The following is a 24,576-nucleotide window of genomic DNA, read 5'->3' on the forward strand; positions in this document are numbered from 1 at the left end:
AATGGATTGGAAATCCGCCTCATCTTACTATGAAACCCGCCTCAGTGATGTCTTAAATATCCAACATTTTGCCGTTGACTTAGCCAAACTTCCCCAAGCTGAAGTTCCCTCTCAATTAACAGAAATCCTCATGCAAGAGGCAATACCTGCTAACCGTCAACTCGAAAGACTGAGAAAAAGAGAATTTCGTATCGCTGTGGTTGGCTTAGAAAAGGCTGGAAAAAGTACCTTTATTAACGCATGGTTAGAATGTGATTTACTTCCTGCCAAAGGGGGAAGATGTACCTTTACCACCACTCAAATTTATTCCGTTAAAAGCGAATCTGAACAAAGATTAGAAGTGCAAACCCGCAGCGAAGAACAATTTATTCATCTCCTCAAAGAATTAGAAACCGTTGGCGCAAAAGAAGACTTAAACACCATTAGAGAAAACGAAATCACCCTAAAACAAGTCAGACGAGAAGGTAATTTATCTATTCCTTTTACTCGACTAGAAGACATCCGAGAAAAACTAAAAAAATACGTTGCCGATGAAAAATACGCCCATGCGGTCCTAGAAGCCCGACTTTATACTAATAAACTCGCTCAAGCAGAAGGAATCGTCTTTTATGATGTTCCTGGTTCAGATTCTGGGTTAGCCAAGCACGTTGATGAAGCCCAACAAATGTTATCAGACTGTGATGCAGTCATCGTGATTCAGCGTTTTCGCAGTATTCGAGAAGCCGAATTAGAAATTATTAAATTTACAGAACAAGGTGATAAGAATGTCACCATTGCTGATAAGTTATTTGTCTTTTTAAGTCATATTGACTCTCTTGGTAGCCCAGAAGCCCTTAAAACTCATATTACAGAAGCCTCTCAGGATTGGTCAAAACGCGCTAATTTACCGGTTAATCGCATTGTTTCTGGTTCAGCAGGAGCTTATTTAATCTTAAATAATCTGGCGGAAGAACATACTCAATTAGAAATCGGAAAAGCCAGTAATATTCAAGATAAATTAAAAACTTTGACTGGAATTATAGATGATAAAATGTTAAGAACTCAAGCTACAGGAATCCCTGAAATTAAACAAAAAATCTTTAATTATATTAATACTGAGCGAGTAGCAATTCTCAAGAAACGTTGTGAAGCTTCCATTGATAAAATTGTCAGCACCTCAGAGGACATTCACCATTTTGTCAGTCAAAGATTTCCCGAAAATCCTGAAGAAGCACAACGCCTTGAAGAAGAGAGAAGAAGAATTGATTTTTCAGAATGGTGGCATAGAAAATGGGAACAGATAAAAGCTGATTTACAAAACTTTTATGAAACATCTGCCATTAACAAACCCTTAGAAAAAGTTAATAACGAATCTTCTAGTAGTATCGAAAAGTTTAAAGAACGCTATGGGCAACTGTTAGCCATTGAAATGGCAAAATTAAGACAAGAAACTTTAAGAAAAAAAGAAATTATTTTTGATGCAAATTCTTTTCCAGACTTCGACAAGGCAAAAGCTAATTATGCCTGGCGGGATGACTTGTATGGGGATGTTAGAAAATTTTTGGATGCCCTTGCTCGACAATTAGCGGCAGAATTAAAAGATGAAGCCTTAAAATTAGTCGATTATATGTCCTCTTTATTATGGGGAAGTTCTCAAGTAAAAGAACGATTAATTGGTTATTCAGAACAGGAGTTTTTAACTCGCTTAGAAAATAGCTTATCAGTGTTATTTTTAAGATTTGCTCGTCCCGTTGCTGAAGCATTAATTCGCGGTCCTGTTAACAGTGATACCCGCAGCCAAATTGTCAAATCCTTAGGGGCTGATGTGGAACTGATTGATAACTATTATCAAGGAGATGAACCTGCTTTTAGAGTCTTAAAAAAATACGTTAAGTATGGTTCTGATTTACTCTTTGATCCTAATCTTCGTCAACAGGTGTTAGGTGTAACAGAAATTGCCAAAAACGTTATCGGAATGACAGTAGATACAGTTGGGGTTAATTGGATCGATTTGGCTGACCAATTAACCCCACCCAGAGAGGTTGTTACCTTTGAAGTAACTAATGATATTAACGCTTTTGAAGAATATCTACGCCATGGTATTTTTGAAGCTGCAGGATTTGAGTCCTACTGTATTCAAGAATTAAGAGGATTAGTGGATATTTTTCGAGAAAAAGAAGGAACATGGGCAGGTGTCGCTCAAAACGAATGGTATAAAGAGAATCCTCAGCTTGTAGCAGAATTACCCGCTAATTTGAAATCTCAAGAATTTAATTTAGAAGTTAGTGAACGACTGAGACAATTAGCAATTGCCTTGAAAAGAAATAGTTCCTCTCAGTAGCGTTAGCTATAGCAAAGCACCGCTATTATTGCGACGATGGCGGTGAATTACGGTGATTTGGGAATGTGGATTAAGCTTCGCTAATTTCTAATTAGGGCTTGCTGAATAATGGTAAAAACCTTTTAAAATAAATAAGGCTTTTGACCTGTTAAAATCCGATGTTAGTGCCATAAAATAGGATTGGGACCTTCAAAAACCTGACATCATCCTCCTTTTAGTACATATATTGGTACAAAAAAAGAGGGCAATAAAGCCTGAAACGACCGACGACCGACGACCGGCTACTGACTCCTGACTGGAAAGTGGGAAGTGGGGAGTGGGAAGTGGGGAGTGGGAAGTAGGTATTACTTTCAGGCTTGGCGGTGCCAACTTTGGCATCGGGACTGACTCCTAACCCCACCAATAAACTTTTTCAGCAAATCCTGTGTACTGTTTACTGACCACTGAAAAAAACTCCCATCAACAGTGTCTCACTGATTACTGTTTACTGTTTACTGATTACTGTTTACTGTTTACTGAAACAACTCCCAACACTTAATATATGAAATGGACAGATAAAGATCAGATAATTATGCAAGGGATCGATCGACCCCTAGGCAAATATTATGCGGCACGATTGAAAACTCAGGGAACCTGTTTAGTAGCGGGGGTGGCTAGTGGCCACGGTGGTGAGATAATCGCAGAGATACCAGTGTTTGATCTAGTGGCCGAGGCCGTTGCTGAAGCCGGAGAAATCAAGACCAGTTTAATTTTAGTCCCCCCCAATCAAGTCCTAGATGCGGCCTTAGAAGCGATCGCAGCAGCAATTCCCCAATTAATTATCGTCACCCCCGGAGTTCCCCCCTTGGATCTGGTGGAATTATTAAAGATAGCTAGTACCACCGGGACATTAATTCTCGGCCCCGGCAGCCAGGGTGTGATTATTCCCAATTATCTTTGGTTGGGTATTTGTGAACCCAGTTTTTATCAATCGGGGACAATCGGTCTGATCACCCGCGGCGATCGCATAGGGGATGAAGTGGCGAAAACTTTAACAGCGGCGGGGTATGGTGAATCTATGGCGGTAAATTTGGGTACTGACGGCATTATTGGCTCAAATTTGTCCCAATGGTTGCAGGTTTTTGAGGAAGATGACAATACCGAGGCAATTCTCCTCGTCAGTCAGGTGGGAGGAAAGGCCGAAATCGAGGCGGCCAAATATATTGCCTCGGCGATCGAAAAACCGGTGATTGCCTATCTTGTCGGGTTAAATGCAGCGATTGAAACCAATTTCGGCGATACAGAAACAATTATTTCTAACCAACTTTCCTACTCTGTTGCCGCTAAGAATACCAGAAAAGATAGCTTACGTCATTTTCAAGAAGCTGGGGTGACAGTGGTGGAAAAATTGGCCGATTTACCCACCTCTTTAGCGAAAGTCTTGTCCTGAATTTGACCCCATTGCTCCAATAATATTTATAATCTGAGAATATTCTGCCAAAATAAGCACCTAACAGGATGTTTCACCCCATCCAGGGGATTTTCGATGACAATTCCTGAGAGCTACTATATCATGGTAGATCACCTGTGATTCCTCAGACCGGCCAAGATAAAGATGGCAACAGGCAAAAATTAGGAAAAATCAGCGACAATCGAAACGGCAAGATCAAAAAAAATTCTATTCTAGATTGACCCTTTCAGCAGACCAACTATCCCACCCTTCTAGACAACGACCCTAAGGATAACTTCTATGGCGCAACAAAATAACCTAAAAACCGACAATATACACCAAATCGATCCCTATTGGGGTCCCCGATGGCTCGTAGAGGAACGGGACGCTTGCGGAGTCGGTTTTATTGCCGATGTGCGCGGTTCTGGCAGCCATCAACTGATTGAACAGGCCCTTTTAGCCTTAGGTTGTTTGGAACACCGGGGAGGCTGCAGCGCCGATCAGGATTCCGGTGACGGTTCCGGTATGATGACCGCTATCCCCAGAGATGTCCTCGCTCCTTGGTTCGCCGAAAATGGCTTAAATATGCCGGAATCTGAGCGACTAGGGGTGGGTATGGTCTTTCTTCCCCAAGCGGCCCAAGAACGAGCCGAAGCTAAAGCACACATCGAGGAAATTGTCAATAAATATAATATTAAGATTTTAGGTTGGCGCACTGTTCCCGTCCGTCCCGAAGTCCTCGGAAGACAAGCAAGGGAAAATCAACCCTACGTCGAGCAAATTCTGGTTACTTCCCCCGATTTAGCCGGTTCTCAATTCGATCGCCTACTCTATATTGCCCGTTCTGAAGTCGGTAAGCAACTGGCCGATGATTTCTATTTCTGTTCCTTTTCCTGTCGCACCATAGTCTATAAAGGCATGGTAAGGGGCGAAATCCTGCGAGAGTTCTATCTAGACCTGCAAAATCCCGCCTATAGCAGTCAATTCGCTATTTATCACCGACGTTTTAGCACCAATACCCAACCCAAATGGCCCCTCGCTCAACCGATGCGCTTATTGGGTCATAACGGCGAAATTAACACCCTTTTGGGCAATATTAACTGGATGTCGGCCCGGGAACCCGCTTTAGAAACGGAAGGTTGGACCCACGAAGAATTACAATCCCTGACCCCCATTGTTAACCCCGCTAACAGCGACTCCTATAACCTCGATAGCGCCCTAGAATTATTGGTGAGAACCGGTCGCAGTCCCCTAGAAGCAGCTATGATCCTAGTGCCGGAGGCCTACAATAATCAGCCGGATTTACAGAATTATCCCGAAATTATCGACTTCTACGAATACTATAGCGGTTTACAGGAACCCTGGGACGGTCCGGCTTTACTGGTATTCAGTGACGGGGGAATCGTCGGCGCTTGTTTGGATCGCAACGGTTTGCGACCGGCCCGTTATAGCATTACTAACAATGGTTATATCGTCGTTTCCTCGGAAGCGGGAACTATTCCCCTCGATGAAACCACCATTATGGAAAAAGGTCGTCTCGGCCCCGGTCAAATGATCGCAGTTGACCTAGAAAAAGGCGAAATTAAGCGTAATTGGCCGATTAAACAGGAAATTGCCCGCGCTAATCCCTACGGTGCATGGGTGAAATCCCAACGCACCTTTATTGACAAAGAAACAGCGATAGACATTCCCTCTCCTAGTCATCTCCTTCCCCTGCAAACCGCTTTCGGTTATACATCCGAAGATGTGGATCTGATTATCGTCCCCATGGCAGAACAGGGAAAAGAACCGACTTTCTGTATGGGTGATGACACTCCCCTAGCAGTCCTCTCCAGTAAACCCCATCTTCTCTACGATTACTTTAAACAACGTTTTGCCCAAGTTACTAACCCCCCCATCGATCCCTTACGCGAAAGTTTAGTCATGTCCTTGACTATGTATCTGGGACGACGGGGCAATATACTTAAATTAGGGGTTGATGACGCACATTTACTGAAATTAGACTCTCCCCTGCTCAATAATGCGGAATTAGCCAAAGTTAAAACCTCTAGCTACAAAACAGCCGAACTTTCTACCCTTTATGATCTGACCACCGGACCGCAGGGATTAGAAACCGCGATCGCTAATTTGTGCGCTGAGGCCGCCAAGAAAGTAGCATCGGGAGCGGAAATTTTAATTCTTAGTGACAGAACTGCTCCTATTGACGAAAAAACTAGCTATATTCCCCCTTTATTGGCCGTTGGTGCCGTCCATCATCACCTGATTCGCTCACACTTGCGTTTAAAAGCTTCGATCGTGATCGACACGGCCCAATGTTGGAGTACCCATCACTTCGCTTGTCTAATTGGTTATGGCGCTTCCGCAGTTTGTCCCTATCTGGCCCTAGAAACGATCGCCCAGTGGTGGATCGAGCCAAAAACTCAGAAATTGATGGAAAATGGCAAATTAGAAGCTATTAGCCTCGAAAAAGCCCTAATTAATTACCGCAAATCCGTAGAAGCGGGATTACTGAAAATCCTCTCGAAAATGGGTATTTCTCTCCTATCTTCCTACCATGGGGCGCAAATTTTCGAGGCGATCGGATTATCGGCAGATTTAGTTAAACTAGCTTTTAACGGTACTACCAGTCGCGTCGGGGGTTTAAGCATTGCTGAGGTGGCCCAAGAAGCGATCGCATTCCACAGTAAAGCTTTCCCCAATCTTACCGCTAAAAAACTAGAAAACTACGGTTTTGTCAACTACCGTCCGGGGGGAGAATACCACATGAATTCCCCGGAAATGGCGAAAGCACTCCATAAAGCCGTGGCCGCTCACTCCCAAGGGGAAGGATATGACCATTACGAAACCTATCGTCAAATCTTGCAGCAAAGACCCGTTACTGCATTGCGCGATCTATTAAAATTTAACAGCGATCGAGCCTCAATTGCCATCGAAGAAGTAGAATCGATCGAAAGTATCCTGCAACGCTTCTGCACAGGGGGAATGTCCCTCGGTGCCTTGGGCCGGGAAGCACACGAAACCCTAGCGATCGCCATGAATCGTATCGGAGGTAAGTCCAATTCCGGAGAAGGGGGAGAAGATCCGATCCGTTACACCAGCTTAAGCGATGTGGATGCCGAGGGACATTCCGTGACCATGCCTCACCTAAACGGCTTAAAAAACGGTGATACGGCTAATTCTGCCATTAAACAGATAGCTTCGGGACGTTTTGGAGTCACTCCCGAATACTTAATGAGTGGAAAACAGCTAGAGATTAAAATGGCCCAGGGAGCAAAACCGGGAGAAGGAGGTCAATTACCCGGGAAAAAAGTTAGTCCCTATATTGCCATGTTACGGCGATCAAAACCGGGTGTTACCTTGATTTCTCCCCCTCCTCACCACGATATCTACTCGATCGAAGATTTAGCACAATTAATCTACGATTTACACCAAATTAACCCCCGGGCCAAAGTTTCCGTCAAATTAGTGGCCGAGATCGGTATCGGTACAATTGCGGCCGGAGTTGCCAAAGCTAACGCTGATATTATCCAGATTTCGGGCCACGATGGTGGTACAGGTGCATCACCCCTAAGTTCGATCAAACACGCGGGTAGTCCCTGGGAATTGGGAGTAACGGAAGTGCATCGGATGTTAATGGAAAATCAACTGCGTCATCGGGTGATTTTGCGTGCAGATGGGGGACTAAAAACCGGTTGGGATATCCTCATGGCTGCTCTGATGGGTGCGGAGGAATTCGGTTTTGGTTCCATTTCCATGATTGCCGAGGGGTGTATCATGGCCCGCGTCTGTCACACGAATAATTGCCCTGTGGGAGTCGCTACCCAGCAGGAACGTCTCCGCGCTCGTTTTCCAGGAATTCCCGCTCATGTGGTCAATTTCTTCACTTTGGTGGCTGAGGAAACGCGGCAATTATTGGCGAAATTAGGCTATCACAGTTTAAATGAGGTGATTGGCCGGGCAGATCTGTTAAAAGTGCGCTCCGATGCTCGTTTAACTAAGACAGAATCCCTCAATCTCGATTGTTTGTTGAATTTACCCGATGGCCGTAGCGATCGCTCTTGGTTGCAGCACGAGGAAGTACATAGTAACGGTGCTGTCCTTGATGACGAGATTCTAGCCGATAGCGAGATTAAACAGGCGATCGAGCAACAGGGAACCGTCAGCAAAACCTACAGGATTGTCAATACCGATCGCTCTGTCGGAGCGAGAATTGCGGGGGTAATTGCCCAAAAATACGGTAATGATGGCTTTGAAGGCGAAATTAAGCTCAATTTCCAGGGTGCGGCCGGTCAAAGTTTCGGAGCATTTAATTTACCCGGTGTCAATCTCCATTTAGAAGGAGAAGCTAACGATTATGTGGGTAAAGGCATCTACGGCGGCGAAATTGTCATCGTACCGCCCCAAAACGCCAATTATCAGCCCGAAGATAACGCTATTATCGGTAATACCTGTCTCTACGGGGCCACCGGTGGGGTATTATACGTTAATGGTCGCGCTGGTGAACGCTTTGCTGTTCGCAATTCCACCGCAAAAGCAGTTATCGAAGGGGCCGGGGATCACCTCTGTGAATACATGACCGGGGGGGTAATTGTCGTGCTTGGTTCCGTCGGTCGCAACGTCGGCGCCGGGATGACGGGAGGATTAGCTTATATCCTTGATCCGTCCCTACCGGAGAAACTTAACCCCGAAATTGTCAAGATTCAACGGGTTGCCACGGCTGCCGGTGCGGAACAGTTAAAATCTTTAATTGAGGCCCATGTAGAACGCACTAATAGCCCCAAAGGTAAGTTAATTTTAGCTAATTGGGATAGTTATCTCGGTCAATTCTGGCAAGTAGTCCCTCCCTCGGAAGCGGATAGTCCCGAAGCGCAAATTAGCGCGGAGAAAACCTTAACTTCGGTGTAATTTCCTCGGGGTGCGTTACTCTTGGTTAACGCACCCATTGATTAATTTTTTGACTGCGGAGTTGATTAATGGCCATGCTGCCCATCCCCACCACCTATACTAGCTATACCCAAGCACAGGAACATTTTCTTCAGGTTTTAGAACAAGTAGAACTGGGAAACTCGATCGTTATTGTCCAACGTCAGGGTCATCATGATGTGGCCTTGATTGCTGCTGACGAATTATCCGCTTTATTAGAAGAAGTTTATCTTTTGCGCTCTCCAGCTAACGCTCAACGACTTTTTCAGTCCTTAAATTGGTCACAAGAAAGATTATCTCAGACAGCTGCCACCACTTCTCTAGAAGAATTACGTCAAGAATTGGAGACCGAGATTGAGCAAGAAAAAGCCGCAGAAGTCTGAAACCGAAATTGTGCGAGTTTTTACTCAATTATACCTAATCTAGTATCTCCAAATTGATTATATGGGGACATATTAATCTTAATTATCTAGACTACAGTTTTTATCGCTGCATAAGTCGGAACATTTGCTAAAATTTAGGATATATTCACTTTGGCTATCTTTGATGTCATAATTTGGCAATGACAAACGAAAAACTCAGATTTATCGATCTTTTTGCTGGTATTGGAGGATTTAGATTAGCTTTCGAGAGCGTTGGTTATGACTGTGTATATTCTTGTGAAATAGACGAAAACTGTCGAAAAGTATATTTCAATAATTTTCAAGAAATTCCCGATCAAGATATTAGAAAAATTGCTATTCATGACCTCCCTGATTTTGAAGTGTTGACAGCAGGATTTCCCTGTCAACCCTTTAGCATTTCTGGAAAACGAGCCGGATTTAGAGATACAAGGGGAACTCTATTTTTTCACATCTGCGAAATAGTAGAATTAAAAAAGCCGAAAATAATTCTTCTGGAAAATGTTAAACACCTAATTCACCTCGACAAAGGCAAAAACTTAGATATTATTTTGCATTCTTTGGAAGAACTGGGTTATTTAGTTGATTATAAGCTCTTAAATGCCAAGGATTTTGGTGTGCCGCAAAATCGAGAAAGAATTATTATTATTGCTACCCAAAATAAAAAATTTAATTTCAACTCATTAAAATATACTTCACCAATACCTAAGTTACGCGATTTTCTGTCTCCTCAAGGCAATTTTGAATACTTAGATAAAAAAGAATATACTCTCATTGATAATCCTACCTTACAACCATCAGGATTAATTTTTGTCGGTTATCGCAATAAAACTATCTGGAAAAAAGGTATCAGACCAAATACAGAACATTTATCCCGGGTTCATCATCAACCTAACCGAATTTATTCGATCGATGGAGTACATCCTACTATACCATCTCAGGAAACATCTGGACGTTTTTTTATTTATATACCCGAACAAGATCAGGTGCGTAAATTAACTATCCAAGAATGCTATCGACTGATGAAGTTCCCCGATAGCTTTCAAATTCATCCTAACTTAGCTGAGTCTTATAAACAGGTGGGTAATTCGGTTTGTATTCCCATGATTCAAGAGTTGGCTATTGCCATTAAGAAACATATTTTTGAAAACAATTCTAGAGTATCCTTAAAGGAGTTTTCTTTTTCTCGTCAGAATATTCAATTGGAAATTATCGGATTAGATTTTATGAACCATAAAGAAAAGTTATTAGACATTTATGACCAATCCTTAAATTTAGATGATCGGCAACCACTGCCTCCTCAACCCTATCAAAACTATATCCAACAAATTGCTACTAATTGCTCAAAACAAAAGGGAGTTTATACGGTTTTAATAACTTTATTAGTTCATAAAATTCTCTATCCTAATCAAGATATTAGATACCATCAAACTAATTTACCTGGAGGATTTTCAGGAAGAACTATTGATACTCAGTATATTACTCCCACCTTGAAACAATTGGGATTACCAGCTATGGCAGAAAGTGGCTGGCTAACTCGTTCTTTAGAACAACCCTTTCCCTATACTTTAGATTATCAAGGTAAAATTAGTAATCAAAAAACCAAAGATGCTTTTCTGGGTTTAATTGATTTTATTGAAACTAATCCTCAACAAGCTGAAGTTATTTTAAGGCTTTTACTTCATCAAGTTAATCAGATTATCCAGACTCAAAAGATTAAAATTTTGAAGATAGATAATCCTGAACCTTTTGATATCAACACTTTGAGCAGTTGCCTAGAAAATCATTTTAGTTTCAATTATCAAACTCGCGGAGCTTCCAAATTACCTGTTTTAGCACTATATGCAATTTATCAAAGGTTAATTATAGAAGTAGAAAGATACAAATCCTGCACATTAAAACCTCTAGGCAGTCACACAGCTTCTGATCTAACTTCTGGTAGTGCAGGAGATATTGAGATTTTTGATAAAAATAAACAATTAGTAGAAGTTATTGAAATTAAGCATGGTAAGTACATTGATTTACAAATTCTCCGAATTGCCAAAGATAAAATTATCAAATTTAATCCGAGAAGATATTATATCCTATCATCGTTTGATGTTAAACCCACAGAAGTGGAGTTAATCATGTCTGAGATTCAAACTATCAAAAACAATCATGGTTGTCAAATAATCACCAATGGTATTATACCGACAATTAAATATTATCTGAGACTGATATCATCTCCAGAAGAATTTGTCAATAGCTATTCCCATCTGATTGAAATAGATTCGGAATTACAAACTATTCATAAATTAAAATGGAACGAAATTTTATCTAATCTTATTTCTCCAATTGAACAAATCTAAACTAGCGAGCTATACTATGGCCAAAATATACCATCTCTGGTGACAGCTTTTCTTAAGATGAAGTGTAACCTAATTGGGTATCGACGACCGACACCCCACAATCTGTCCCCACGAAAAACTTTTTCGGCCAACCCTATCTAGACTACACTTTTTAAGTAGCTAGACACAATTAATTACACATACTTTTGCCTTTTGCCTATCCTAACCAAGAAGTTAATTTTGTCCTATTACTTTATTACTCATGAATCCCCTCGTTAATTATTTTCGCAACCTGCACGAAATCCACTCCTCCCAAGCAGCGGTAAAAGAAACCTCCTACTACGGCACTCTCGAAACTCTCCTTAACGAAATCGGTAAAACCCTAAAACCGCGAGTGCGCTGCATTATCAACCTCAGAAATCAGGGTGCGGGATTGCCGGACGGGGGACTTTTTAACGTCGATCAATTCCCCAAAAATCAAGAATTAGAACCTTTTACGGCGATTTTTCCCGAAAGAGGCGCGATCGAGATTAAGGGAACCAAAGAAGATATAAAAAAAATCGCCACCAGCGAGCAAGTACAAAAATACTGGCAAAAATACGGTCAAGTATTAGTCAGCAATTATCGCGATTTTCTGCTCATCGGTCGCAATAGCCAAGGTCAACCGGTAGAATTAGAAGCCTATAGTTTAGCCCCGTCAGAAGCCGAGTTTTGGCTAAAAACCTCAAATCCATCCAAATTTGCCGCCGAACACGGTGATAGCCTCTTAGAATACCTAAAGAGAGTGCTTTTACAGGCGGCTCCTATCACCTCACCGGCCGATGTTGCTTGGTTTCTTGCTTCCTATGCGCGGGACGCAAAAGCACGCTTAGAACATCATTCCGATCTTCCCGCTCTGGCCAATATTCGTCAAGCTTTAGAAAATGCCCTAGGTATCAAATTTGAACGGGAACAGGGGAATAAATTTTTCCGTTCTACCCTCGTGCAAACCCTCTTTTATGGTTTATTCTCCGCTTGGGTATTATGGCACAAGCAAAACCTCAATCGCGAGGATAAAGAGGATAAGTTCGATTGGAAATCCGCAGCCCACCATCTCCATGTTCCCATGTTAGCGATCCTATTTGAGCAGATCGCCGCACCGAGTAAGTTAAAATCTTTGGGATTAGTAGAAGTCTTGAATTGGACCGGTGCAGCTTTAAATCGAGTGCGACGAGAGGAATTTTTTCGTCAATTCGATGAGGGACAAGCGGTACAGTATTTCTATGAACCATTTTTGCAAGCTTTTGATCCCGATTTACGCAAAGAATTGGGAGTTTGGTACACTCCTCCGGAAATTGTTCGCTATATGGTAGCGCGAGTCGATCGAGTTTTACGAGAAGAATTAAATATTGAGGACGGTTTAGCTAATCCCGATGTTTATGTTCTCGATCCTTGCTGTGGAACTGGTGCTTATTTAGTCGAGGTTTTGCGCTATATTACCGATACTTTACAGGAAAATGGGGCGGGTGCTTTAGCCATGGCTTTGGTGAAAAAAGCAGCCATAGAAAGAATTTTCGGTTTCGAGATTTTAACCGCTCCTTTTGTCGTCGCTCATCTACAATTAGGTTTATTCCTGCAAAGTTTGGGTGTACCTTTAATAGAAGATAGTGAACGGGTGGGGATTTATCTGACTAATGCTTTAACCGGTTGGCAACCTCCCGATGAGGAAAGTAAACAGAAAATTCAACAGCTACAATTGAGTTTTCCGGAGTTAAATAAGGAACGAGAGGCAGCTGATGAAGTTAAGCGCGGTAAACCGATTTTAGTTATTCTCGGTAATCCTCCCTACAATGCTTTTGCTGGAACCAGTCCCGCAGAAGAAGCAGGTTTAGTGGAATTGTATAAACAGGGTTTAATCTCCGATTGGGGGATTAAAAAGTTTAATCTGGATGAGTTATATGTGCGCTTTTTTCGTTTAGCGGAAAGATGTATTTCAGAAAATACTGGTAAAGGGGTTGTTTGTTATATTTCTAATTTTTCCTATCTCGGTGATCCTTCTTTTGTGGTGATGCGACAAAGATTTTTACAAGAATTTGATCGTCTTTGGTTTGATTGTCTCAATGGGGATAGTCGCGAAACAGGAAAGTTAACCCCTGAAGGTAATCCCGATCCTAGTGTTTTTTCTACTCAATACAATAAGGAAGGGATTCGAGTCGGGACAACTATCGGACTAATGGTAAGAAAGGAAGTAAGGAATAAAACTGTTGATGTCTATTTTCGCCATTTCTGGGGAGTTGCTAAACGAGAACAGTTATTAGATAGTTTAAATAATCAAGATTTTGATGCTTTGTATCAAGTCTCTAACCCAGAACAATCTAATCGTTATTCTTTCCGTATTTTAAATACTACAACACAATATTTAAATTGGCCAAGAGTATCTGATTTTTGTCAGGAAAATCCATATAAAGCATTTTTAGAAGCTCGTCGAGGAGCTTTTATTGATATTGATAAATCAAGTCTGGAAAATAGAGTTAAAGCTTACTTTGATCATAATATTTCTTGGGAAGAATTAAAGATAATTGAGCCTAGTTTAACTGAGGATGCCTCGGATTTTATTTCTAAAAAAGTTCGTTCTAAAATTTTAGCATCAGAACAATATCAGTATGATAAATATCGAATCCGAAAATATACTATGCGTCCATTTGAACATCGCTGGTGTTATCATAGTAATATTAGTTCTTTATGGAATCGTCCCAGACCAGAACTATACACACAGTGCTGGAAAGGAAATCAATTCATAGTTACTCGCTTAAAGACCGAAAAAGAAGCAAAAGGTAGTCCAATATATTTCTCTAATTGTCTTGTTGATTATCAAGCTTTAGCTCGTAATGTATCCGTTATTCCAATTTGGCTACGTCCGCAATCTTTAAATAATAATTTTGAAGAAAATACACCACAATTATTCAATACATCAAATCTTACTGAAATCAAAACAAAAGCCAATCTTTCAGAAAAATCTCGTCAATACTTAAATCAACTGGGTATTAATAATCTTGATGAAAATATCGAGAATGCTTCCTTAATTTGGCTGCACTCGTTAGCGATTGGGTACTCCCCCTTGTATCTTGGGGAAAATGCCGACGGTATTCGTCAAGACTTCCCAAGGATTCCCCTTCCCAATAGCCAAGAATTATTAATTAAATCTGCCCAACTAGGACAATTGATCGCCTCTCTTTTAGACACAGAAAACCCCGTTATAGGAGTCACCAAAAAACCGACCCCTGCAATGCAAAAAATCGCCTTGATTTCCTGCACTGATGGGGGAAATTTAAACCCAGATAAGGGGGATTTAATTATTAACGTCGGTTGGGGACATGGGGGGAAAAATGGCGTGACAATGCCGGGTAAAGGAAAAGCGATCGCCAGACAATATACAACCGCAGAAATGAGCGTAATTAGCCCAGAAATGCGAAAATTATTAGGAACCAAAACCTATGATATTTATCTCAATGATCGAGCCTATTGGCAAAATATACCGGCCCAGGTTTGGGAATATACCATCGGGGGTTATCAAGTCATTAAAAAATGGCTAAGTTATCGCGAGGAAAAATTATTAGGACGGGGATTAACTATCGCAGAAGTGCAGGAAGTCAGCGAGATGACGAGAAGAATTACTGCGATTATTCTCCTAGAATCAGATCTAGATGATAACTACCAAAATATCAAAACAGCCGTGTATTCTTTTTAATTAGGGTTGGCTGATTAAATCTAAAAACCTTGTGGGAGGCGAAATTTTGACTTTTTCCCTGAAAATCGGTAAAATCCCACACCCCACACCCGTTCGGCTGAGCTCACGGCCGAAGCCCACACCCCACACCCCACACCCCACGAAAAACTTTTTGGGCAAACCCTAATTATTGCCCCCCCCAATAGCCATCATTGCTCCTTGCGAGCGGCGAATCATTAATAATTTCTTTAGTAAACGGCAAAACCGATAAAAATTTTCTATCAAAAAATTGGCAAAAATTGGCAGGACGAAAAATGCTGATCAGCTTGGAACATCTGAGATAGAGCATCGTCAATCTGGACATTCAAAATGTCACCAACTTGCTGTGATCCCGGTGCTAATGGTCAGAGATAGACTTGCATAATTTCAAAATCTAAGTTAATCTCACCTAAAAGTCACCTTTAGGTATTTTGACTAAAAAGTAAAGTTGCTTAACTTCTACTCTAGCCTCAAGGCTAATGCTGAAAGCTAGACCCATCGGCTTAATCCACTGGCTCTAGCTAACTCTTTACACCACAGGAGGTCTGTTTGAAAGAGACTTTTATCCACAACCCCATGACATCCGCTACCCCAGAACAGAATTGCACCGCTGAGTCTAACCGAGTCCGTTACTCAGTTGCTCTACTGGGATTAGCACTCTCTCTGGGAGTACCTAGCATTCTCAACTCCACCTCAGAATCAGCCCAGGCCGCCAATTCTGTACCCTTAGAATGGGAAGTGATTGACCTGGCCCAAAAAGCCAAAGCTGCGGGTAAAGAACTAAAAGAACCGCAAATAATCCAATCCCAAGCACTCGCCACCGTCAAATTCATCGCCACATCAGTGGTTGAGCATCAAGTAAAATCGGGAGAGTCCCTGTGGAGTTTAGCCGACACCTATCAAACCACCCCCACAGCGATCGCTAGTAGCAATAATCTCTCCCCCCATTCCGATTTGATTATCGGACAAACTTTAAAAATACCCACTCCTGAGCAGTTGCCCTCGGCAGCCCCGGCAGCAACTCCTGAGCAGTTGGATAGTTCCTCTGCTAGTCTGCGTCAAACCCGTCAACGTCTCCAAGAAAGTTTGGCCGCCTTGCGAACCGAGGAAACCCCCCATCAGTCCAATTCCGGGGAAACGGTAATCGTTACTGAAACCACCGCTCTCGTTCCCGATAATTCGCCAACTAGCGTCGAGATTCCCGTTATCGCTCCCGAAGAATCCCCCCGACCAACTAGCCAGGTGATCCCGATTCCCGTTCCCACCCCTGAAAGCGATCGCCCGATAGCCACAATTCCCCTTAATCCTCCCTTGACAAGCAGACCGGAAATTCCCAGCGTTGCCCTACGAAATCCGGCTCCTGTGACTGAAATTCCCGCCGTTCCCAATCCTCGCGTCATAGTTCCGCCAGAAAACCAAGTTTATCGGGTTCGGCCCGGGGATACCTTAAACACGATCGCTCGCGCTCTCGGCATCACCCCCGCCGAATTAGCTAGGGAAAACGGCATTGACAACCCCAACCGGATTAAAGTCAATCAAACCCTAGTGGTTCCCGATCGCTCTGCCAACGCTAGAGTTAATCAAAATCTTACCCCCTTGGTCGGCGATCGCACTAGGTTGTCCTTTAACCCCAGCAATCGACAAAATCCGCCCCCGGAAACTGCCACCACGGGGACGGAAGAATTCCCCGAAAATATCACCGGCAGCTATCGGGAAAGATTGCGCCAAGAGGTGGCTAATCTGCGGGAAACTAACCTTTCGGAAACCCAGAAAAGTATCGCTATTCCCGTCGATAATCCCACAGAAACCCTCGATGATCGACAAATAACCCCTAATCCCCAATGGACTGCCCTTCGTTCTCGTTCTAACCAAAGCACCCCCCCACAGATTATCGGTTCGGCTCCTACCAATGTGGAAGAATATAATGACCGCCTACGAATTCCCGTCGGCGAAACCGTAGAACCTTCCCTTCCTCCCCTCGCTAATCCCGATGAGCATTTACCTAATCCCGCCCCCATTTTTACCGGCTTTATTTGGCCCACTAGAGGTGTGTTAACCTCCGGTTTCGGTTGGCGCTGGGGCAGACCTCATCGCGGCATCGATATCGCCGGTCCAGTGGGTACACCAGTTGTGGCGGCGGCTGCCGGTGAAGTAATCTCCTCTGGTTGGAATTCTGGCGGTTATGGCAATCTGGTGAAACTGCGTCACCCCGATGGTAGCGTCACTCTCTATGCCCATAACAGCCGTCTGCTGGTGCGTCGCGGCCAAACTGTTGAGCAAGGCGAGCCAATCGCCCAGATGGGTAGCACCGGTTTTAGCACCGGCCCTCACCTACATTTTGAGGTTCACCCCTCCGGCCAGGGCGCAGTTAATCCCATCGCTTTCCTGCCAGGCAGACGTTAAAGATGCCCGCAAAGGGAAGATTTTTTCTTCCCTTTTTTGCTCTTGTGCAATTGGGTGATTGTGTGTTATGATTGATAAATGTGTAAACAACGGCTTAGTAGCTCAGTTGGTCAGAGCAGGGGACTCATAAGCCCAAGGTCGGCAGTTCAAATCTGCCCTGAGCCATTTTAGGAAAACCTAAGTGTAGAATTTTAGAAATACAGAATCTTGCTTGAAGATTATCTCGTTCCCCGGTTCTACCTGATCACTGCCCCCCACCAAAGCCTTTTTTTTGATTTCTGGAAATTCGCACCCATAAGTATGGGAAAGGGCTTGACTTAGGCCGCGGTTTGCGTTATGCTTTTCTTATAATGGGCATCTGTGCCAATTTCGATGATTGTCAATATTTCCATTATGAATAAAATCTTTTAAAAATATTATCTCAAAATCTCCCCAGAAAAGCAAGCAAAATTTTGCCAATAATTGTTAAGTTTTGTTAAAAAGAAATGGAGAGATCAGCCTTTATTTTTTCCCTTGCAGTAGGCCAAAACGAATTAAACCCGACTCGTAACCGCGCCGCATTAACCCTAAAGATAAAGCTCCTTGGATAGTAGTGTAACCGCTTGCTAACAAACCAGCGATCGCATCTGTGGTTAGGGCCGAGTCAATCACCACATCCCAAAAGGCCGCCACCGATAGGGACCAATCATCGGTTTTTAGGTCTCGAAAGCCAATATCACGGGCAATATCGGCGTATTCTGGCAAAGAAATCACATAGGGCAGACAATAAACCTGATAAATCTCGTTTAATAGTTTAATCTCCCCTTCCGTTAAATTACCGGCCAGGGAAGTGGTGGGACGATGACACCAAGTAGCCATCAAAAAAGTCCCTCCGGGCTGCAAAACCCGATAACATTCCCGCAGAAATTGCCTTTTATCGGGCATATGTTCGCCACTTTCCAAAGACCAGACCAGATCAAAATTATTCTCAGGAAAGGGGGTTTTTAGGGCATCAGCCACACAAAAACTGACTTGTTCTTCTAAATTGAACTCTTGCGCTCTTTGGCTGGCTCTAGCGGCTTGTACCGGGGAAAGGGTAATCCCCACCGCTTGACTGTGAAATTTTTCTGCCAGATAAAGGCTACTGCCACCAATGCCACAACCCACATCGAGAATCTGATTAGCGCCGGTGACACCACCCCAAGTTAATAATTCTTCTATTAAATCAATTTGTGCCTGACGGCGATCGAGTTTAATCTTGCCGCCGCGACCGTAGTAACCATGGTGCATATGTTCGCCCCAAATCCTTTCCCACAGTCCACTAGAGGAGTCATAAAAATCGGCTATTCGTTGATAAAGTTCCATGGTGATTTCCTAAGTAAGTGGGTGGAATTAAAGATAAGAGGTTTCCGACATAAGAAGTTTCTCCAGTATTGAGTTCCGATGTTTCTAGTTTAAAAGATTTAGGCGGACAAAGTACACAGAAAAGAAGAGGAGGAAATCATCAGTCTTTAGAGAGAGTTCACAGAAAGGTAGCCAGTGGCATAATATTCCCGAAGATGTGGTTCGTCGTCGTTATGAGCGGGGACGTAAGCTGTTCGTAATTTAAATTGCTTGTTGAGACGAGGCAAAAGGCAACAGTAAAGGGATTGGAGGAGGTTCGGCTAATCTAAGAATAAGCGGTTTAAATGCGTCTTAGCTTATTAACGTGACCCAGTTGTATTTATCCTTATGCGATACTTGGATTATCTATCTGGAACTCAATTGACTGAATCCACCTTAACAGAACTGCATCAGAAAATCGATGCTGGTGTGAGAATAGCGATTGCGGAGGCGATGGAGAGACACCGACTAGGAGAGTCTATCAGCATTTTAAAAGATGGCTAAATTGTCACCTTAACGGCCGGGCAAATTCCCCCAAAATCACAATAATAAATGCTTTCAGTATCAAGATTTGGTAGTATTAAATAGGTAGGGAAATTTTATGACTAGAATTAAGCGTAGGCAATTACTATCCCTGACTGGTTCTTTATTAGCCACTTTAGGATTAAGCCAGTTGGAATTGAAACAGCGAGCCATTCTTTATCGTAGCGTACTGGCAGAGAATACACCTCGTAAACGGGCATTATTAGTGGGTGTTAATAATTACCCCGATACTAGATGGATAACCCTTGAAGGCGCAGTCAATGATGTCAAACTACAACAGGAATTACTCATTCACCGTTTTGGATTCGAGTCCGATCAAATTTTGCTTTTAACTGATCATGAAGCAACTCGTGAGAATATCCTACAAGCGTTTGAGGAACATTTAATTCAATGGGCGCAACCCGGTGATGTGGTAGTTTTTCACTTTTCTGGTCATGGTTCTCAAGTTTTTGATCCCGATCAAATTTTTCAAGATGGGCAAGTTAGCACAATCGTTCCTGTTGATAGCATTCTGCCTCCAGGTTATCCCAATAAAGGAGGAAAAGTCAATGATATTACAGGTCATACTTTGTGGTTGTTGATGCAAGCAATTAATACAGAAAATGTCACTTTTATTCTGGATAGTTGTCACTCTGGAGGGGCGAGAAAGGGCATCTTAACTGTGCGATCGCGCCCTGGAAATCGGGAGTTAAACCGGACTGAAAACTCTAACATCCAACTGTTAGCAAGTCCCCAGGAACAGGAATATCAAAAACAACTGATGTCCAGACTCAACTTGACCGCTTCAGACTTGGCCACAGAGCGAAAAAAAGGCGTTCCCAAAGGCATAATGCTGGCGGCTGCTAGAACTGACCAAACGGCGATCGATGCTTCCTTTGGTGATACGGCTGCCGGTATCTTTACATATATCTTGACTCGCTATCTCTGGCAGCAAACCGGAGGCGATTCAGTTAGTCAAGTAATGATAAGTGCGACGGCTACTACCGATCGCATTTTACGCGAATATTTCCCGACGGCTGGTTTATTACAGCAACCGGAATTTAATACTAGGGAGGGAAGTAACAACAGCGAGCAAGCGGTTTATTTTCTCAAACCAGATCAGAAAATCCCTGCTGAAGTTGTGGTCACTCAAGTGCAGGGAAATCGGGTGGATCTGTTTTTGGGAGGGATCGATCCGCGTACCTTAGCAGCATTCGGTCGGGGGGCAATTTTAACTTTAGTGGATGGGGAAGGGAAAGAACGAGGTCAAGTTCAGATAGAGTCTCGTCAAGAGTTGACAGCTAAAGGGAAACTGATGCAGACAAGAGATAATATTGCTTCCGGGACTCTACTTCAAGAGCGATCGCGGGCTATTCCCAGGGACTTAACTCTCCGAATTGGTTTAGATGCTTCCTTAGGACAGGAACAAGCAGCCGCCAAGCAAGCTTTACAAGGGATTAAATCCATCGAAGCGGTTTCCTCAGATGAGACAGATATCCACTATTTTCTGGGTCGAGTGACTCCCTTTTACTATCAACAATTGCAGAAACTTAAAGTGACTCCCTTACCAGAAATAGGTAGTCTGGCTCTATTTTCTCTGGCTGCGGATCTGATTCCAGGTTCAGCTGGGATTTCAGGAGAAAGTGTAACTGATGGAGTCAAACGATTGCAAGCGAAACTAAAATCCTTGTTAGCAGCGAGGTTAGTCAAGCTAACCCTCAATGCGACTTCCTCTCGCTTGAGTGTAGCTGCGGCGATGGAAACGGTAGATGGCGGCCAATTGGTGGCAGAATCGTTTACAGTTAGGGGTGCAAAGTCAGGCAGTTTCAGTCAAAATAGAGGGGTGCGCGGTTTAACCAGTAACGCGCAAAAAATCAAGCAAGAGACTCAAGTACAATTTCTCGTACAAAATAACGAGTTAGTTCCTCTCTATATTACTGTTTTACTTATTAGCGTAGATGGGACGCTTACCGTGCTTTCGCCTTTACCGGGGACGGGAGATAATTCTCCTGTGACTCCAGGGGAAAAAATTCAGATTCCCGATCAAAATCGAGGGGAATTGTATAAATTTAAGGTAGAGGGTGAAACGGGAATAGCCGAAGTGTTGGTTATTGCTACTACGACTCCTCTAACCAAAGCTGTGGAATTGTTGCGGGTTTTAGCTACAGAGAGGGGGGATAATCTGAGAGGGACACCTATAGATTTAACTCAGCCAGATGAGGCGATTTCTAGCCTTCTGGATGATTTAGATGGGGGTAGTCGGGGGAGTGGGAGAGTTTATACTTCAAGAGTGCGTCAGATTGATACTCGACAGATGGCTGCTATGTCGATTACTTTTGAGGTTGTTGTCTAGTTCTTAACTTTAGTCAGAGGAACACTTACAGCGAGTTTAATGATTGGAGAGAGCCAATAAAAGTTATATCATTTAAGGAGAATTGATCTATGCCTACTTGGCTTCGACCTTTAAATTTCTTCACTGCTATCCTTTTAATCTCTCTAGAGATTAACCCACTGCTGACTCCTTCAGTATCTTTTTCTGCTTCAAACGTGGCACAAACAACGACTGACCGTAAAGCTCAAGCAGCTCGACTGGTTCAAGAAGGCGATCGCTATTACTATCAGGGTCAGTATCAAGTCGCGCTGGAAAAATATCAACAAGCTTTAGCAATCTATCAGCAGATTGCAGATCGTCAACAAGAAGGAGTGATTCTTAATAATATTGGGTTTGTTTATACCGAGCTAGGACAGTCTAAGCAAGCCTTACCTTTCTATCAACAAGCTTTAGTTATTTTTCAAGAATTGAACGATCTCCCCAATCAAGGAGCTGCCCTTAATAATATTGGGCTATCTTACAGCTATCTAGGGGAGAATTCAAAATCCTTGAAATTCTTACAACAAGCTTTAGAAATCTTCAGAGAAGTACATGATCGTGCCGAAGAAGGGAAAACTCTCAACATCATTGGTGGAGTTTACCGAAGTCTGGGTCAGATATCGGAAGCTTTAAAGTTTTATGAACAAGCTTTAGCTATCCGCAGGGAATTACAAGATCGCAGTGGAGAAGGATTTTCTCTCAATAATATAGCAGAAGTCTCTAGCCTCATGGGAGAATACCCAAAAGCATTGGATTTATATCAGCAAGCCATCACCATTTTTAAAGAAGTCAATGATTTTACCAGACAAAGTATTGTCCTGAACAATATTGGATGGGTCTATGACCGACTAGGGCAGTATAAAAAATCGCTGGACTTCTACGAAAAAGCTCTGGCGATCGCAAGAAACATTAAAAATCCTTCTCTAGCAAGCATGGCTTTAAACAATATGGGGTCAGCTTACAATAATCTGAAAGACTATACAAACGCACGGAAATCCTATCAGGAAGCTTTAGAGATTACTCAAGAACTGAATGATCCCTCCGGTGAAGCTAAAATCCTCAGCAATCTCGGCTCAGTTGACGATCAACTTCAGCAGTATTCCCAAGCCTTGGATTTTTATCAACGTTCGTTAGCTATTAGTCGAAAAATCAACGAGCGTCCGTCTGAAGGAATTACTCTCAACAACTTGGGAAGGGTTTACAACAGCCTGGGAGAGTATCAAAAGTCCTTAGAATTGTATCAGCAAGCCCTAGGGATTGCCAGAGAAGTGAAAGACAGGGTTGCTGAAGGTAGAACTCTCAATAATATGGGTCGTACCGTTCTGCTAACGGGTAATGCGGCGGTGGCCGAGAAATACCTCTTTGAGACGATTAACATCTGGGAATCGCTTCGATCTGGACTAACGGATGAGAATAAAATTTCTTTATTGGAAACCCAAACTAATACTTACCATAATTTGGAATACGCCCTGATTGTACAGCAAAAGTCCGAAGCTGCACTGGAAGTAACTGAACGAGGACGCGCTAGAGCATTTGTTGAACTTTTAGCCGCAAAATATTCTGAAACACCTGATCCTCCAATTCAACCACCAAATTTAGAGCAAATCCAACAAATTGCTCAAGAACACGAGGCGACTCTAGTTGAGTATTCTATCAATGACTTCGGAGGACAGCCAAAACTTTATATTTGGGTGGTTAAACCAAGTGGTGAAATCCTATTTCGGCAACTAGACATCCAATCTTTTGCTCCCTCTCTAGAAAATTTTGTTACTAGCACTCGCCAATCAATCGGAGTCAGAGGAAGAAGTAGTATCGAAGTAGTGCCGCTTAATAGCTCTGAAGCAAAAAATCAATTAAAACAACTCCACAAATTACTTATAGAACCTATTGCCGATTTACTCCCCTCCGATCCTAACGCTCATGTCATCTTCATGCCTCAAGGAGAACTATTTTTAGTACCTTTTCCCGCTTTACAAGATGAAAATGGCAAATACCTAATTGAAAAACACACAATTCTCACTGCACCCGCCATTCAAGTGTTAGACTTAACCCAAAAACAACGAGTAAAAGTTCAACAAGCTAACCCGAAAGGACTTGTCGTTGTCGGCAATCCTACCATGCCAAAAGTAACTATCAAAATTGGCGAACCACCAGAACAACTTAATCCCTTACCAGCAGCAGAAAACGAAGCTATTACTATTGCTAAACTACTCAATACTAAAGCTTTAACAGGCAACCAAGCCACTAAAAAAGCTATCCTTTCCCAATTACCTCAAGCCAGAATTATTCATCTAGCAACCCATGGTTTATTAGATGATTTTAAAGGATTAGGAGTACCCGGTGCGATCGCTCTTGCACCTTCTGGTAATGATAATGGTTTACTTACTGCTGATGAAATTCTCAACTTAAAACTGAATGCGGAATTAGTGGTTTTAAGTGCTTGCGATACGGGAAGGGGACGCATTACTGGAGATGGTGTAATCGGATTATCCCGTTCTTTAATTACCGCAGGAGTGCCAAGTATTATTGTTTCTTTATGGTCAGTTCCCGATGCACCTACTGCAAGTTTAATGACTGAATTTTATCGCAATTGGCAAGAGAAAAAACTAGATAAAGCCCAGGCGTTGCGACAGGCAATGTTAACCACCATGAAAAACCATCCTAATCCGAAAGATTGGGCGGCATTTACTCTGATTGGTGAAGCAGAATAAGACCCAATACTACTCGGTTAAGCCCGAAAAAGACTTGCTGAGGTTCAGCATTTACTAAGCTT

11 protein-coding genes and 1 tRNA gene are annotated in these 24,576 nt (G+C 42.8%); 11 read left to right on the forward strand and 1 reads right to left on the reverse strand.

Features of this window, described 5'->3' with window-relative positions; all coding sequences use genetic code 11:
- Position 1: 1 nt before the first annotated feature.
- The 8 genes from ACOCD9_RS09495 (at position 2) to ACOCD9_RS09530 (ending at position 17,713) form a co-directional block, all read left to right on the forward strand.
- The gene (locus ACOCD9_RS09495; protein ID WP_287701546.1) at positions 2-2,320 is read left to right on the forward strand and encodes a dynamin family protein; all 2,319 of its coding nucleotides are present in this window, start codon (positions 2-4) and stop codon (positions 2,318-2,320) included.
- 541 nt (positions 2,321-2,861) lie between these two features.
- Positions 2,862-3,749 (forward strand): succinate--CoA ligase subunit alpha, encoded by an 888-nt coding sequence (locus tag ACOCD9_RS09500; RefSeq protein ID WP_419547225.1) that lies wholly within the window; start codon positions 2,862-2,864, stop codon positions 3,747-3,749.
- Between the two features lie 300 nt (positions 3,750-4,049).
- Positions 4,050-8,654, forward strand: a complete 4,605-nt coding sequence (gltB, locus tag ACOCD9_RS09505) for a glutamate synthase large subunit (RefSeq protein WP_419547227.1) — start codon at positions 4,050-4,052, stop codon at positions 8,652-8,654.
- A 68-nt stretch (positions 8,655-8,722) separates the two neighbouring features.
- Complete coding sequence (locus tag ACOCD9_RS09510; RefSeq protein ID WP_002763237.1) at positions 8,723-9,055, forward strand: type II toxin-antitoxin system Phd/YefM family antitoxin; 333 nt, start codon at positions 8,723-8,725, stop codon at positions 9,053-9,055.
- A gap of 179 nt (positions 9,056-9,234) precedes the next feature.
- On the forward strand, positions 9,235-11,421 hold the full coding sequence (locus ACOCD9_RS09515) for a DNA cytosine methyltransferase (protein ID WP_002803192.1): 2,187 nt from the start codon (positions 9,235-9,237) through the stop codon (positions 11,419-11,421).
- Positions 11,422-11,662: 241 nt separating this feature from the next.
- Positions 11,663-15,127 (forward strand): type ISP restriction/modification enzyme, encoded by a 3,465-nt coding sequence (locus tag ACOCD9_RS09520; protein WP_419547229.1) that lies wholly within the window; start codon positions 11,663-11,665, stop codon positions 15,125-15,127.
- A 594-nt stretch (positions 15,128-15,721) separates the two neighbouring features.
- Positions 15,722-17,548 (forward strand): peptidoglycan DD-metalloendopeptidase family protein, encoded by a 1,827-nt coding sequence (locus ACOCD9_RS09525; RefSeq protein ID WP_419547231.1) that lies wholly within the window; start codon positions 15,722-15,724, stop codon positions 17,546-17,548.
- Between the two features lie 91 nt (positions 17,549-17,639).
- Positions 17,640-17,713: transfer RNA gene (locus ACOCD9_RS09530), tRNA-Met, on the forward strand.
- Positions 17,714-18,049: 336 nt separating this feature from the next.
- Here the strand turns inward: ACOCD9_RS09530 and ACOCD9_RS09535 are convergent.
- The gene (locus tag ACOCD9_RS09535; protein ID WP_419547233.1) at positions 18,050-18,892 is read right to left on the reverse strand and encodes a methyltransferase domain-containing protein; all 843 of its coding nucleotides are present in this window, start codon (positions 18,890-18,892) and stop codon (positions 18,050-18,052) included.
- A 399-nt stretch (positions 18,893-19,291) separates the two neighbouring features.
- Here ACOCD9_RS09535 and ACOCD9_RS09540 point away from each other — a divergent pair, with 399 nt between their 5' ends.
- The 3 genes from ACOCD9_RS09540 (at position 19,292) to ACOCD9_RS09550 (ending at position 24,514) form a co-directional block, all read left to right on the forward strand.
- Entirely contained in the window at positions 19,292-19,414 is a 123-nt protein-coding gene (locus ACOCD9_RS09540) for a hypothetical protein (RefSeq protein WP_271948630.1), read from the forward strand.
- A 97-nt stretch (positions 19,415-19,511) separates the two neighbouring features.
- Positions 19,512-21,785 (forward strand): caspase family protein, encoded by a 2,274-nt coding sequence (locus ACOCD9_RS09545; RefSeq protein ID WP_419547234.1) that lies wholly within the window; start codon positions 19,512-19,514, stop codon positions 21,783-21,785.
- 89 nt (positions 21,786-21,874) lie between these two features.
- Complete coding sequence (locus tag ACOCD9_RS09550) at positions 21,875-24,514, forward strand: CHAT domain-containing protein (RefSeq protein WP_419547235.1); 2,640 nt, start codon at positions 21,875-21,877, stop codon at positions 24,512-24,514.
- The last annotated feature ends 62 nt before the right edge of the window (positions 24,515-24,576 follow it).

The organism is Microcystis sp., assembly GCF_048564745.1.
GTDB classification, from domain to species: Bacteria; Cyanobacteriota; Cyanobacteriia; order Cyanobacteriales; family Microcystaceae; genus Microcystis; species Microcystis ichthyoblabe_A.

What these genes read in the sequence shown, in the direction of transcription:
- ACOCD9_RS09520 (WP_419547229.1), top strand. Translation starts at nt 11,663, where the DNA reads ATGAATCCCCTCGTTAATTATTTTCGCAACCTGCACGAAATCCACTCC.
- ACOCD9_RS09500 (WP_419547225.1), top strand. Translation starts at nt 2,862, where the DNA reads ATGAAATGGACAGATAAAGATCAGATAATTATGCAAGGGATCGATCGA.
- ACOCD9_RS09545 (WP_419547234.1), top strand. Translation starts at nt 19,512, where the DNA reads ATGACTAGAATTAAGCGTAGGCAATTACTATCCCTGACTGGTTCTTTA.
- ACOCD9_RS09535 (WP_419547233.1), bottom strand. Translation starts at nt 18,892, where the DNA reads ATGGAACTTTATCAACGAATAGCCGATTTTTATGACTCCTCTAGTGGA.
- ACOCD9_RS09510 (WP_002763237.1), top strand. Translation starts at nt 8,723, where the DNA reads ATGGCCATGCTGCCCATCCCCACCACCTATACTAGCTATACCCAAGCA.
- ACOCD9_RS09550 (WP_419547235.1), top strand. Translation starts at nt 21,875, where the DNA reads ATGCCTACTTGGCTTCGACCTTTAAATTTCTTCACTGCTATCCTTTTA.
- ACOCD9_RS09495 (WP_287701546.1), top strand. Translation starts at nt 2, where the DNA reads ATGGATTGGAAATCCGCCTCATCTTACTATGAAACCCGCCTCAGTGAT.
- gltB (WP_419547227.1), top strand. Translation starts at nt 4,050, where the DNA reads ATGGCGCAACAAAATAACCTAAAAACCGACAATATACACCAAATCGAT.
- ACOCD9_RS09525 (WP_419547231.1), top strand. Translation starts at nt 15,722, where the DNA reads ATGACATCCGCTACCCCAGAACAGAATTGCACCGCTGAGTCTAACCGA.
- ACOCD9_RS09515 (WP_002803192.1), top strand. Translation starts at nt 9,235, where the DNA reads ATGACAAACGAAAAACTCAGATTTATCGATCTTTTTGCTGGTATTGGA.